This window comes from Kitasatospora cystarginea, from assembly GCF_039533515.1.
GTDB lineage: Bacteria > Actinomycetota > Actinomycetes > Streptomycetales > Streptomycetaceae > Kitasatospora > Kitasatospora cystarginea.
In genome coordinates, this window is the sequence record NZ_BAAATR010000013.1 from 49914 (window position 1) to 62831 (window position 12918).

A 12918-nucleotide genomic window follows, 5' to 3' on the forward strand; every position below is an offset into this window, starting at 1 on the left:
ACGGAAGGCGGGGCTCGGCGGTGAAGGTACTGGGTGTGGACCCTGGGCTGACCAGGTGCGGTGTCGGCGTGGTCGACGGCGCGCCCGGTCGCCCGCTGCGGATGCTCGGGGTCGGCGTGGTGCGGACCCCGGCCGAGGCGGAGATCGGGCAGCGGCTGCTGCTGATAGAGCAGGGCCTGGAGCGGTGGCTGGACGAGCACCGCCCCGACCTGGTCGCCGTCGAGCGGGTCTTCGCCCAGCACAACGTCCGCACCGTGATGGGCACCGCCCAGGCCAGCGCCGTCGCGATGCTCTGCGCCACCCGGCGCGGCATACCCGTCACCCTGCACACCCCCAGCGAGGTCAAGGCCGCCGTCACCGGCTCGGGCCGGGCCGACAAGGCCCAGGTCACCACCATGGTCACCCGCCTGCTTCGGCTCGACGCCCCGCCCAAGCCCGCCGACGCCGCCGACGCGCTGGCCCTCGCCATCTGCCACATCTGGCGCGGCGGCGCCACCGACCGGATCGCCGCCGCCCTCGCCAAAGCACCGACCGCCCGTAGGGAGCACCTCCGATGATCGCCTTCGTCCAGGGTCCGGTCGCCGCCATCGCGGCCGGCACCGCCGTTGTCGAAGTGGGCGGCGTCGGCATGGCCGTCCAGTGCACCCCCGGCACCCTGGCCGGCCTGCGGCCGGGGGAGCACACCAGGCTCGCCACCTCGCTGGTCGTCCGGGAGGACTCGCTCACCCTCTACGGCTTCGCGGACGACGACGAGCGCGCCACCTTCGAGATCCTGCAGGCCGCCCCGGGCGTCGGGCCGCGCCTGGCCCAGGCCATGCTCGGGGTGCACACCCCCGACGCGCTTCGCCTGGCGGTCGCGAACGGCGACGAGAAGGCCCTGATCGCCGTCCCCGGTATCGGCAAGGCCAAGGCCGCCAAGCTGCTGCTTGAGTACAAGGACAAGCTGGGTGCCCCGCACGGCAGCGTCCCGGCGCAGAAGCCGATCGCCGCCGGTCCCGCTCCGTGGGGCGAGCAGCTGCACGCCGCCCTGGTCGGCCTCGGCTACGCCCCGCGCGAGGCGGACGACGCGGTCGCGGCCGTCACCCCCGAGGCCGAGGCGCAGGCCACCACCGATGTGGGCGCCCTGCTCAAGGCCGCCCTGCGCACCCTCAACCGCGCCCGATGAACGACCGCCCGACCAACCGTCACCAGGCGAACCACCACCCGACGAGCCGGCAGGAGCCCGCCGCGATGAGTCCGTACGACTTCGACCACGCCGACCGCATCGTCACAGCGGCCGCCGACGGCGAGGACCAGGCGGTCGAGGCGGCGCTGCGCCCCAAACTGCTGGACGAGTTCATCGGACAGGAGCGGGTGCGCGAGCAGCTCTCGCTGGTGCTGCAGGCCGCCCGCAAGCGCGGCAGCGCGCCGGACCACGTGCTGCTGAGCGGCCCGCCCGGGCTGGGCAAGACCACCCTGTCCATGATCATCGCGGCCGAGCTGAACGCCCCGATCCGGATCACCTCGGGCCCGGCCATCCAGCACGCCGGCGACCTGGCCGCCATCCTCTCCTCGCTCACCGAGGGCGAGGTGCTCTTCCTCGACGAGATCCACCGGATGTCCCGGCCCGCCGAGGAGATGCTCTACATGGCGATGGAGGACTTCCGGGTCGACGTCATCGTCGGCAAGGGCCCCGGCGCCACCGCCATCCCGCTGGAGCTGCCCCCCTTCACCCTGGTCGGCGCCACCACCCGGGCCGGACTGCTGCCGCCGCCGCTGCGCGACCGCTTCGGCTTCACCGGCCACATGGAGTTCTACGCCCCCGCCGAACTGCAGCGCGTGGTGCACCGCTCCGCGACCCTGCTCGACGTGGAGATAGACCCGGCCGGTGCGGCCGAGATCGCCGGCCGTTCCCGGGGCACCCCGCGCATCGCCAACCGGCTGCTGCGCCGGGTCCGCGACTACGCCCAGGTCAGGCATGACGGCGTGATCACCCAGGAGATCGCCGCGCAGGCCCTCCAGGTGTACGAGGTCGACGCCCGTGGTCTGGACCGGCTCGACCGCGCGGTGCTGGACGCCCTGCTGCGCCTGTTCGGCGGCGGCCCGGTCGGCCTGTCCACCCTGGCGGTCGCGGTGGGGGAGGAGGCCGAGACGGTCGAGGAGGTCGCCGAGCCGTTCCTGGTCCGCGAGGGCCTGCTGGCCCGTACCCCGCGCGGCCGGATCGCCACCGCCGCCGCCTGGACCCACCTCGGGCTCACCCCGCCGCAGACGCAGCCGCGCGGCCCGGTGCCCGCGCAGGGCGAGCTGTTCGACGGGGCGAGGGACGCGGGGTGAGTGACGGCCGCGAGGGGTGCCGACGGTGACAGGGGCCGGGTACCGCTCAGGCAACGGGCCCGGTGGCCGCCCGGCGCGGTGCCCGCGCGAGGCGAACCGTTCGGGGACACGAACGACGCGTGATGAGAACGGCCGGTCGGAGGGTCGCCACTTTCGGCGGCACTCTGCGATGCTTGGCGTTGTCCGATCAGTGCGGGTCGCCTAGACTCCGCCGGACCGCCCCTCTCACCTGACGGGCCGACGACCACCACTGGCCGCCCAGGCGGGCGGCCCGTAAGGATTCTGGCTGCTGTGTCTACACTCCTTCTTCCCCTCGTCATGATCGCCGTGCTGTTCATGCTCTTCCGCTCGAACAAGAAGCGGCAGGAGCAGGCCACGCAGATGCGTTCGGCGATGGAGCCCGGCTCGGGAGTCCGCACCATCGGTGGCATGTACGCCCTGGTGAAGTCGGTCAACGAGGAGACCGTCGAGCTGGAGATCGCGCCCGGTGTGGTGACCCACTTCATCAAGAGCGCCATCGCCGCCGTCCTCGATCCGCAGGAGTACGACGCGATCATCAACGGTCGCCCCGCCGAGGACGAGCCGGCCGACGAGGTGGCCGACGAGGAGGAGGCCGCCGACGCGAAGCCGCTCAGCCTCGAGAAGGACGCGCCCGAGGACGTCAAGGACAAGGGCAGCGCCGACGGCGAGGCTCCCGCAGCCAAGTAACACGACCGGGCGACACCCCCGGCCGTAGCGGCACGAGCCGCGAGCCCACACCAGGACCTCAGGGCCGCCGCCTCCCCGTCCCGGTCCCGCCGCAATCCGGACCGGGCCGGTGGGGGCGGCGGCATGGACAGGGAGAAACGAGCAAGGTGGCAACACCAAAGTCGCGCCCGCGCGACGGCTATCCGGGACGGGCGCTGGCCCTGATCCTGGCGATTGCCGTCGGACTGGTCGCCGTCATGTTCTGGAAGGGTCACACGACCCCGCGACTGGGGATCGACCTCGCCGGTGGCACGAGCATCACGCTGACCGCCAAGTCCGACGACAAGGCCGCGATCAACAAGGCCAACATGGACACCGCGGTCACGATCATCAACAAGCGTGTCAACGGGATGGGCGTCTCCGAGACGGAGGTGCAGACCCAGGGCAATGACACGATCATCGTCAACATCCCCAACGGCGGTGACCGGCAGGCCGCGATCGACCAGGTCGGCACCACGGCCAAGCTCTACTTCCGCCCGGTGCTGGCCTACGCCCCCACCGGTGTGAAGGCCCCGGCCCCCTCGTCCACCCCGAGCGCGAGCGGCAGCCCGTCGCCGTCCGCCAAGCCGTCCGCCGGCGCCTCGGCCGGCACCGGTTCCGCCTCGCCGTCAGCGAGTGCCAGCAAGGCCGGCCGGGCCCTCACCGACGCCCTGAAGGCCGACCCGTCGGCCTCGGCGGGCGCCACCCCGTCGGGTTCCGCGAGCGCCGGTGCGACGGCGAGCCAGAGTGCCGCGCCGTCCGCCGCCCCGAACCCCCCGTCCCCGGCGGACATGACCGCGGCCCTCACCCAGGGCACCGTGCCGCCCGAGCTGCAGCAGCAGTTCACCGCGCTGGACTGCTCGGACCCGACCCAGCAGAAGGACTACCAGACCGACCCGACCAAGTCCGCGGTCGCCTGCAGCTTCGACAAGGAGCAGGGCGTCTGGAACAAGTTCGCGCTCGGCCCGGTGGCGGTGAACGGCCAGGACGTCTCCAAGGCGCAGGCCACCTTCGACACCCAGCAGGGTGCCGGCTGGCAGGTCCAGCTCTCCTTCAACGACAAGGGCTCCAGCGCCTTCGCCGGCACCACCGGCAAGCTGGCCACCCAGCCCTCCCCGGCCAACCAGTTCGCCATCGTGCTGGACGGCAAGGTCGTCTCCCACCCGTACGTCAGCCAGTCGATCACCGGCGGCAACGCGGTGATCTCCGGCAGCTTCACCCAGGACCAGGCCAAGAGCCTGGCCAACGTGCTGAGCTACGGCGCGCTGCCGCTCACCTTCGACAAGAGCGACGTCACCACCGTCTCGCCGCAGCTCGGCGGTGACCAGCTGCAGGCCGGTCTGATCGCCGGTGCGATCGGTATGGCACTGGTGGTCCTCTACTCGCTGGTCTACTACCGGGGCCTGGGCCTGGTCTCGATCGCCGGTCTGGTGGTCTCGGCGGCGCTCACCTACTCGATCATGTCGCTGCTCGGCGCCGGCATCGGCTTCGCGCTGAACCTGCCCGCCGTCTGCGGTGCCATCGTCGCGATCGGTATCACCGCGGACTCGTTCATCGTGTACTTCGAGCGCATCCGCGACGAGGTCCGCGAGGGCGCCCTGCTGCGTCCGGCCGTCCAGCGCGCCTGGCCGCGCGCCCGCCGCACCATCCTGGTCTCGGACTTCGTGTCCTTCCTGTGTGCCGCGGTGCTGTACATCGTCTCGGTCGGCAAGGTGCGGGGCTTCGCCTTCACCCTCGGTCTGACCACCCTGCTCGACGTCGTGGTGATCTTCCTCTTCACCAAGCCGCTGATCACCATCCTGGCCCGCCGCAAGTTCTTCGCGGACGGCCACCCGTGGTCCGGTCTGGACCCGAAGCGCCTGGGTGCCCGCTCGCCGATCCGGGGCAGCCGCCGCCGCTCCGCCGCCACCGCTGCCGTGAAGGAGGCCTGACGCGATGCCACGCTTCGGCAATCTCGGCCACCGTCTCTACCAGGGCGAGGTCAGCTTCGACTTCGTCGGCCGGCGCAAGCTCTGGTACAGCCTCTCCGGCGTGATCGTGGTGCTCGCGGCGATCGGCCTGGCGATGGGTCTGCACCTGGGCATCGAGTTCAAGGGCGGGTCCGTCTACACGGTCACCAAGCCGGGACTGACGGTCGCCCAGGCGCAGGACGCCGCCAACGGGATCACCCATGACTCGACCGCGGTGGTTCAGCACACCGGCACCGGTGAGGTCAGGATCCAGGTGAGCTCCGCGGAGAAGGTGCCCGCGAGCACCTTCATCGAGGGCCTCTCCAAGGACCTGAACGTCCAGACCAAGGACATCAACGCCCAGGTGATCGGCCCGAGTTGGGGCCATGAGATCTCCCAGAAGGCCCTGCTGGGCCTGGTGATCTTCATGGTGCTGGTGACGGTCTACCTGGCCGTCGCCTTCGAGTGGCGGATGGCCGTGGCCGCGCTGGTCGCGCTGATCCACGACCTCCTGATCACCATCGGTGTCTACGCCCTGGTGGGCTTCGAGGTCACCCCGGGCACCGTGATCGGCTTCCTGACCATCCTCGGTTACTCGCTCTACGACACGGTCGTCGTCTTCGACACCGTGAAGGAGAACACCCGGGGCATCACCAAGCAGAACAAGCAGACCTTCAGCGAGGCCGCCAACCACGGCCTCAACCAGACCCTGGTGCGCTCCATCAACACCACCGTGGTCGCCCTGCTGCCGGTCTCCGCACTGCTGTTCATCGGTGGCGGCCTGCTCGGTGCCGGCACCCTGAACGACATCTCGCTCGCCCTGTTCATCGGTCTCGCGGCCGGTGCCTACTCCTCCATCTGCGTGGCCACCCCGCTGTACGCGCAGCTCAAGGAGCAGACCCCCCAGATGCGGGCGCTGGCCAAGAAGGTCCTCGGTCGCCGCGCCGCCGACGCCAAGCTGGCCGCCGAGGCCCCCGTGGACGCTGCGGGGGAGGCTGTCGAGGACGAGATCCCGGCAGGTATGGTCGGACAGCGCAGCGAGCCGGTGAGCCGGTCCCGAAGCAAGGGCCGTCCGTCCGGCAACCGCTGAATCCACGCCGTACCCGCAGTAGAGGAACCCCCGTGACCGTTTCCGATCCCGCCCTCGCCGAGCTGTTGAACAGCAGGATCCGGGACGTCCCCGACTACCCGAAGCCGGGTGTGCTGTTCAAGGACATCGCTCCGCTGCTCGCCGACGCGGAGGCCTTCGCGGCCCTCGTCGACGCGCTGGCGAGCCGGGCGAAGGCACACGGCGCCACCAAGGTGGTCGGTCTGGAGGCACGGGGGTTCGTCCTGGCGGCCCCGGCGGCGTACGCGGCCGGGCTCGGCTTCGTGCCGATCCGCAAGAAGGGCAAGCTGCCCGGCGAGGTGTACGGCCGCTCCTACGAGCTGGAGTACGGCTCGGCGACCCTGGAGGTCCAGTGCGACGCCTTCGAGCCGGGCGAGAAGGTGCTGGTGGTGGACGACGTGCTGGCCACCGGCGGCACGCTGAGCGCCTCGCTGGACCTGGTCCGGCAGGCCGGTGCCGAGCCGGCCGGTGTGGTCGTGCTGATGGAGCTGGGCTTCCTGCCCGGCCGTGACCGGCTCACCGAGCACCTGGGCGGCGCTCCGCTGGAGACGCTGGTCCTGGTCTGAGCAAGACCGCGCGGGGCGGCGACCACACACGTGGTCGCCGCCCCGCGCGTGTTCGCTCGGGCCGCTCGCACGCCGGGCGGTCGAACGCCGCAGTTCCGGGCTGGGTACCATGAAGATTCACCCCTTCCCGGTCGCGCGAAGGGGAAGGCAACGCGCCCCGAGGAGTGCCCTTGCCCGACGAGGCCCAGCCCACGGCCGAGGCCGCCGCCCCCGAGAACCGGCCCGCGCCTTCGGGGGCCACCCCGGTGCGTCCGGCGCCGCCCGCCATCTCGCGGCTCTCGTCCTCCGGTGGCATGCGAGCGCGCCTGGCCCGCCTCGGCGGCCAGCGCGGCACGATGCTGAACCCGGTGCTGGAGCCGCTGTTCCGCACCATCAGGGACAACGACCCGAAGGCCGACCCGGCCCTGCTGCGCGACATCGAGCGCGCCTACGTGGTCGCGGAGAAGTGGCACCGCGGACAGAAGCGCAAGAGCGGCGACCCGTACATCACCCACCCGCTCGCCGTCGCCACCATCCTGGCCGAGCTGGGCATGGACGCCCCCACCCTGATGGCCGGGCTGCTGCACGACACCGTCGAGGACACCGACTACGGCCTGGAGACGCTGCGCCGCGACTTCGGCGACTCGGTCGCACTGCTGGTGGACGGCGTCACCAAGCTGGACCGGGTCAAGTTCGGCGAGGCCGCGCAGGCCGAGACCGTGCGCAAGATGGTCGTGGCGATGGCCAAGGACCCGCGGGTCCTGGTGATCAAGCTGGCCGACCGCCTGCACAACATGCGCACCATGCGCTACCTCAAGCGGGAGAAGCAGGAGAAGAAGGCCCGCGAGACCCTGGAGATCTACGCCCCGCTGGCGCACCGGCTGGGCATGAACACCATCAAGTGGGAGCTGGAGGACCTCGCCTTCGCGATCCTCTACCCCAAGATGTACGACGAGATCGTGCGTCTGGTGGCCGAGCGCGCGCCCAAGCGGGACGAGTACCTGGCCACCGTGATCGACCAGGTCCAGGGCGACCTGAAGGGCGCCCGGATCACCGCTCAGGTGACCGGCCGGCCGAAGCACTACTACTCGGTCTACCAGAAGATGATCGTGCGGGGCCGCGACTTCGCCGAGATCTACGACCTGGTGGGCATCCGGGTCCTGGTCGACACCGTCCGCGACTGCTACGCGGCGCTGGGCACCATCCACGCGCGGTGGAACCCGGTGCCGGGGCGGTTCAAGGACTACATCGCCATGCCGAAGTTCAACATGTACCAGTCGCTGCACACCACGGTGATCGGTCCCGGCGGCAAGCCGGTCGAGCTTCAGATCCGCACCTTCGACATGCACCGCCGCGCCGAGTACGGCATCGCCGCGCACTGGAAGTACAAGCAGCGCGCGGTGGCCGGCGCCTCCAAGATCCGTACCGACACGCCGACCCAGGTCCGCAAGGAGGACAAGGCCGGGGCGGTCAACGAGATGGCCTGGCTGCGGCAGCTGCTGGACTGGCAGAAGGAGACGGAGGACCCGGGCGAGTTCCTGGAGTCGCTGCGCTTCGACCTCTCCAACAACGAGGTCTTCGTCTTCACCCCGAAGGGCGACGTCATAGCGCTGCCCGCGGGCGCCACCCCGGTGGACTTCGCCTTCGCGGTGCACACCGAGGTCGGCTGCCGCTGCATAGGGGCGAGGGTCAACGGCCGGCTGGTGCCGCTCGAGTCGACACTGGAGAACGGCGACACCGTCGAGGTGTTCACCTCCAAGGCGGAGAACGCGGGCCCGTCCCGGGACTGGCTGAGCTTCGTCAAGTCCCCGCGCGCCCGGAACAAGATCAAGGCGTGGTTCTCAAAGGAACGCCGCGAGGAGGCGATCGAGCAGGGCAAGGACGCCATCGCCCGGGCGATGCGCAAGCAGGGCCTGCCGATCCAGCGCATCCTCACCGGCGACTCGCTGGTCACCCTGGCACACGAGATGCGCTACCCCGACATCTCCTCGCTCTACGCGGCGATCGGCGAGGGCCATGTCGCGGCGCAGAACATCGTGCAGAAGCTGGTGCAGGCGCTCGGCGGCGAGGAGGAAGCCACCGACGACCTGGCCGAGACCGCCACCCCGACCCGTCAGGGCCGTGCGGCGCGGCGCCGGGCCAAGGGCGACCCGGGCGTGATCGTCAAGGGTGTCGACGACGTCTGGGTCAAGCTCTCCCGCTGCTGCACCCCGGTGCCGGGCGACCCGATCGTCGGCTTCGTCACCCGCGGCAACGGCGTCTCGGTGCACCGCTCGGACTGCGTCAACGTGGAGTCGCTGGCCCAGCAGCCGGAGCGGATGATCGAGGTCGAGTGGGCCGCCACCCAGTCCTCGGTGTTCCTGGTGGCGATCCAGGTCGAGGCGCTGGACCGCTCCCGGCTGCTCTCGGACGTCACCCGGGTCCTCTCGGACCAGCACGTCAACATCCTCTCGGCGGCGGTGCAGACCTCCCGGGACCGGGTGGCGATGAGCCGCTTCACCTTCGAGATGGGCGACCCCAAGCACCTCGGGCACGTGCTCAAGGCGGTCCGCGGGGTCGAGGGCGTGTACGACGTGTACCGGGTCACCTCCGGACGGAAGTGATCCGGCCGCCGAAGCCGCTCTGATGTGCGCGGGGCCTCCTGCCGGTACAGGCTGGGAAGAGTCAACCCAGTGGTGGGAGGCCCCATGAACCTCAAGCTGACGACTGTGACCGCACTTGCCTGTGCGGCGTTGACGGCAGGCGCGCTGGGAGGCGGTGGCACGGCCCTGGCGGCCGACTCGCCCTCGCCCTCGGCCTCACCGTCCGCCGCCTTAGCGTCCAACGGTGTCGCGAAGCTGTCCGGGCCGAACGTCGTGCTGTCGGCGATCAAGGCGCTCAAGGACGGCCACTCGTCCCACGTCAACGGCCGGATCGACGACGGCGTCAACCTGGTCACCTTCGACCTGTCGATGGACGTCGGCGGCAACTGCAACGGTTCCGTGAGCGAGAGCTTCCTCGGCAACTTCCAGGTCACCAGGGTGGGCAACGACCTCTGGGTCAAGCCCGACCAGGCGTTCTGGCAGAACCACGGCGGACAGGCGGTGGCCAAGCTGGTGGGCGACCGCTACCTGAAGACCACCGCCGACAACGTGCAGTTCCTGGAACTCGCCTCGATCTGCGACCTGTCCCAGCTGGCCGACTCGCTGTCGCCCACCGGGGTCGACCTGACCACGGGCCCCCAGGGCTCCAGCAACGGCGTCCCGGCGGTGTCCGTACTGGGCACCAAGGGCGAGGAGCACGGCACCCTCTGGGTGGCCACCCAGGGCCGGCCCTACCCGCTCCACTTCCAGCGGACCGGCGGCATCGGCAGCGAGATGCTCAACTTCAAGGAGTTCTCCGTGCCGGTGAAGAAGACCACCCCGGCGCCTTCGCAGAGCATCGACCTCAACCGGCTCACCCAGATCTTCGGGTCGACTCCCTCCGGGACGGCGACCACTTGATCCGGCCGGCGCCTACCCGGCCCGGCCCATCTCCCTGAGCAGCCCGACCTGCCTGGCGGCGAGTTCGGTGGTGCGGCGCATGTGACGGGCGAGGAAGGCGAGTTCGGCGTCGCTGTACCCGACCAGCAGCGTCTGCCAACCCTCGCCCAGGCGGGCCCAGAGCTCGCCGAGCCGCCGGGTCGCCTCGGGCACCGGCTCGACCAGTACCCGCCGCCGGTCGGAGCTGTCGCGGCGGCGGGTCACGTACCCCGCCTTCTCCAGGCGGTCGACCAGACGGGTCGCCGAGCCACTGGTGAGTCCGGTGAGCTCGGCGATCCGCCCGGTGGTGAGCGGACCGCTCTCCAGGGTCAGCAGATTGAGGCACTGCACATCGGTGGGGTGCAGGCCGAGATGGTCCGCGATCGCCTGGTTGAACAGGGCGTACGCGGCCATGTAGCGGCGGGACTCCTGCTCCAGTTCGGTCGGCCGCACCGGTCACCTCCGAAAAATATCTGCGCGACGCAGAGATTGCGTCATACAGTTCCTGCATGACGAATGAATCCTATGTCGCCGTCGCGGGTGCGACCGGCGCCCAGGGCGGAGCGGCCGCCCTCGCCCTGTTGGAACGGGGCTTTCGCGTGCGGGCGTTCACCCGTCTGCCGCAGTCGTCCGTCGCCGCGCGGCTGCGCGCCGCCGGGGCGGAGGTGGTGTTCGCCGACTTCGACCGGCGGGAGTCGCTGGACGCGGCGCTGAGCGGGGTGGACGCGCTCTTCGCGATGTCCACGCCCTTCGGCACCGACACCGGGACGGAGGTGCGGCAGGGAACGGCACTGCTGGACGCCGCCGCGGCGGCGGGGGTCGGCCGGATCGTGTTCAGCTCGGCCGCCCACGCGGACCGGGGGACCGGCATCCCGCACTTCGACAGCAAGTACCGGATCGAGCGGCACCTGGCCGGGCTCGGCGTGCCATGGACGGTGCTCGGGCCGGCGGCCTTCATGGAGAACTACACCGGGGAGTGGACGCTGAGCGGCCTGCGGGAGGGGAGGTTCGTGCTGCCGCTGCCCGCGGACCGTCCGCTGGCGCTGATCTCCGCGCGGGACATCGGGGTCTTCGCGGCCGAGGTCCTCGCCAGGCCCGAGGAGTTCGCCGGGCGGCGGGTCGACATCGCCTCCGACCGGCTCACCTGTCCCGGGATCGCAGAGGTGCTCAGCGGGGTGTGTGGGCGGCCGATCGGCTTCGAGACCAAGCCGCTCGCCGAGATCGAGGCGTACTCGGCCGATCTGGCCGCGATGTTCCGCTACTTCACCGAGGTCGGCCTGGACGTCGACGTGGAAGGGCTGCGCCGGGACCATCCCGAGGTGGGCTGGCAGCGCTTCGCGGACTGGGCCGCCGAACAGCAGTGGCGCCTGTAGGCGGGGCGGGGACAGGGGCGCCGGGGGCCGCGTGGACGGCCGCGCGGGCTGCCGGACGAGGACCGGCGCCCCTGTCGCAGCGGTACTCAGCCGCTGAACTCCTGCAGGCTCTTCTGGGCCTGGTCCAGCAGGGCCCGACGGCCGGCCAGCTCGGACTCCAGCTTGGCGACCTTGCTCGCGTTGCCGGCGGCACGGGCCTTGTCCAGGTCGGCCTGGAGCTTGTCCACGGCGGCCTGGAGGAGACCGGTCATACCGGCGGCGCGGGCCTTGGCCTCCGGGTTGGAGCGCTTCCACTCGGCGTCCTCGGCCTCGCGGATGGCCCGCTCGACCGCGTTCAGGCGGCCGTCCAGCTTCGGCCGGGCGTCGCGCGGCACGTGGCCGATAGCCTCCCAGCGCTCGCTGATGTCGCGCAGCGCGGCCTTGGCGGCCTTGAGGTCGGTGACCGGCAGGATCGCCTCGGCCTCGACCAGCAGGGCCTCCTTCAACTTCTGGTTCTCGCCCTGCTCGGCGTCCCGCTCACTGAAGGCGGCGGCACGGGCCTGGAAGAAGACGTCCTGCGCGCCCCGGAACCGGGCCCACAGCTCTTCCTCGGCGTCCCGCTGGGCCCGCCCGGCGGCCTTCCAGCGCGCCATCAGGTCGCGGTAGGCGGCGGCCGTGTCGCCCCAGTCGGTGGAGTCGGACAGCGCCTCGGCCTCGGCGACCAGCCGCTCCTTGGCCGCGCGGGCGCTCTCGCGCTCCGCGTCCAGGGTCGCGAAGTGTGCCTTGCGGTGCTTGGAGAACACCGAGCGGGCGTGCGAGAAGCGGTGCCACAGCTCGTCGTCGCTCTTGCGGTCCAGACGGGGCAGGCTCTTCCAGGTGTCCACCAGGGCGCGCAGCCGGTCGCCGGCCTCCCGCCACTGGGTGGACTCGGCGAGCCGCTCGGCCTCGGCGACCAGGTTCTCCTTGGCCGTACGGGCGTCCTCCTGGGCCTTGGTGCGAGCCGCCTTGCGCTCCGCCTGCCGGGACTCGATCTCGCCGCTGAGCGTGTCGAGCCGCTGGGCGAGCGAGGCCAGGTCGCCGACCGCGTGCGCCTCGACGACCTGCTGGCGCAGGTGCTCCAGCGCGGTCTGGGCGTCCTTGGCGGCCAGGTCGGTCTTGCGGACGCGGTGCTCCAGCAGGCCGATCTCGGCTTCCAGGCCCTGGTACTTGCGCTCGAAGTAGGCGAGGGCCTCCTCGGGGGAGCCCGCCTGCCAGGAGCCGACGAGGTGTTCACCCTCGGCCGTCCTGACGTAGACGTTCCCCTGCTCGTCGACACGGCCCCACGGGTCGCTGCTCACAGCGCCTCCTCCACATGACGTCGCGCCCACCCGAGTGTGGTGCGCGTACGTCGTCCACAGTTGATGTGCGGCGGACCGATGGAGTCCG

12 protein-coding genes are annotated in these 12918 nt (G+C 71.2%); 10 read left to right on the forward strand and 2 right to left on the reverse strand.

What is annotated here, in order from left to right:
* Positions 1 to 20 precede the first annotated feature (20 nt).
* The 9 genes from ruvC to ABD369_RS16585 all read left to right on the forward strand — a co-directional run bounded on the left by ruvC (position 21) and on the right by ABD369_RS16585 (position 10123).
* Entirely contained in the window at positions 21 to 557 is a 537-nt protein-coding gene (gene ruvC, locus ABD369_RS16545) for a crossover junction endodeoxyribonuclease RuvC (RefSeq protein WP_344637166.1), read from the forward strand.
* Positions 554 to 1165, forward strand: a complete 612-nt coding sequence (gene ruvA, locus ABD369_RS16550) for a Holliday junction branch migration protein RuvA (protein ID WP_344637167.1) — start codon at positions 554 to 556, stop codon at positions 1163 to 1165. The genes ruvC and ruvA overlap by 4 nt, the downstream gene beginning before the upstream one ends.
* A gap of 65 nt (positions 1166 to 1230) precedes the next feature.
* Positions 1231 to 2313: a Holliday junction branch migration DNA helicase RuvB gene (gene ruvB / locus ABD369_RS16555; protein ID WP_344637168.1), complete on the forward strand. Its 1083-nt coding sequence runs from the start codon at positions 1231 to 1233 to the stop codon at positions 2311 to 2313.
* A gap of 291 nt (positions 2314 to 2604) precedes the next feature.
* Positions 2605 to 3021 (forward strand): preprotein translocase subunit YajC, encoded by a 417-nt coding sequence (gene yajC, locus ABD369_RS16560; RefSeq protein WP_344637169.1) that lies wholly within the window; start codon positions 2605 to 2607, stop codon positions 3019 to 3021.
* A gap of 146 nt (positions 3022 to 3167) precedes the next feature.
* Positions 3168 to 4970 (forward strand): protein translocase subunit SecD, encoded by a 1803-nt coding sequence (secD, locus tag ABD369_RS16565; protein ID WP_425557635.1) that lies wholly within the window; start codon positions 3168 to 3170, stop codon positions 4968 to 4970.
* 4 nt (positions 4971 to 4974) lie between these two features.
* Complete coding sequence (secF, locus tag ABD369_RS16570) at positions 4975 to 6078, forward strand: protein translocase subunit SecF (RefSeq protein ID WP_344637170.1); 1104 nt, start codon at positions 4975 to 4977, stop codon at positions 6076 to 6078.
* 32 nt (positions 6079 to 6110) lie between these two features.
* Positions 6111 to 6662 (forward strand): adenine phosphoribosyltransferase, encoded by a 552-nt coding sequence (locus ABD369_RS16575; RefSeq protein ID WP_344637171.1) that lies wholly within the window; start codon positions 6111 to 6113, stop codon positions 6660 to 6662.
* Positions 6663 to 6832: 170 nt separating this feature from the next.
* Entirely contained in the window at positions 6833 to 9244 is a 2412-nt protein-coding gene (locus tag ABD369_RS16580) for a RelA/SpoT family protein (protein ID WP_344637172.1), read from the forward strand.
* An 84-nt stretch (positions 9245 to 9328) separates the two neighbouring features.
* Positions 9329 to 10123 carry a hypothetical protein gene (locus ABD369_RS16585; RefSeq protein ID WP_344637173.1) on the forward strand — a complete coding sequence of 265 codons (795 nt, stop codon included), beginning with the start codon at positions 9329 to 9331 and terminating at the stop codon, positions 10121 to 10123.
* Between the two features lie 12 nt (positions 10124 to 10135).
* Here ABD369_RS16585 and ABD369_RS16590 read toward each other — a convergent pair whose 3' ends face one another.
* Positions 10136 to 10555: a MarR family winged helix-turn-helix transcriptional regulator gene (locus ABD369_RS16590; RefSeq protein WP_344637287.1), complete on the reverse strand. Its 420-nt coding sequence runs from the start codon at positions 10553 to 10555 to the stop codon at positions 10136 to 10138.
* A gap of 95 nt (positions 10556 to 10650) precedes the next feature.
* Between ABD369_RS16590 and ABD369_RS16595 the strand changes: the two genes are divergently transcribed.
* Positions 10651 to 11514, forward strand: a complete 864-nt coding sequence (locus ABD369_RS16595) for an NmrA/HSCARG family protein (protein ID WP_344637174.1) — start codon at positions 10651 to 10653, stop codon at positions 11512 to 11514.
* Positions 11515 to 11600: 86 nt separating this feature from the next.
* On the opposite strand, the gene ABD369_RS16600 is transcribed toward ABD369_RS16595, so the two are convergent.
* Positions 11601 to 12830, reverse strand: a complete 1230-nt coding sequence (locus ABD369_RS16600; RefSeq protein ID WP_344637175.1) for a DUF349 domain-containing protein — start codon at positions 12828 to 12830, stop codon at positions 11601 to 11603.
* Positions 12831 to 12918 lie beyond the last annotated feature (88 nt).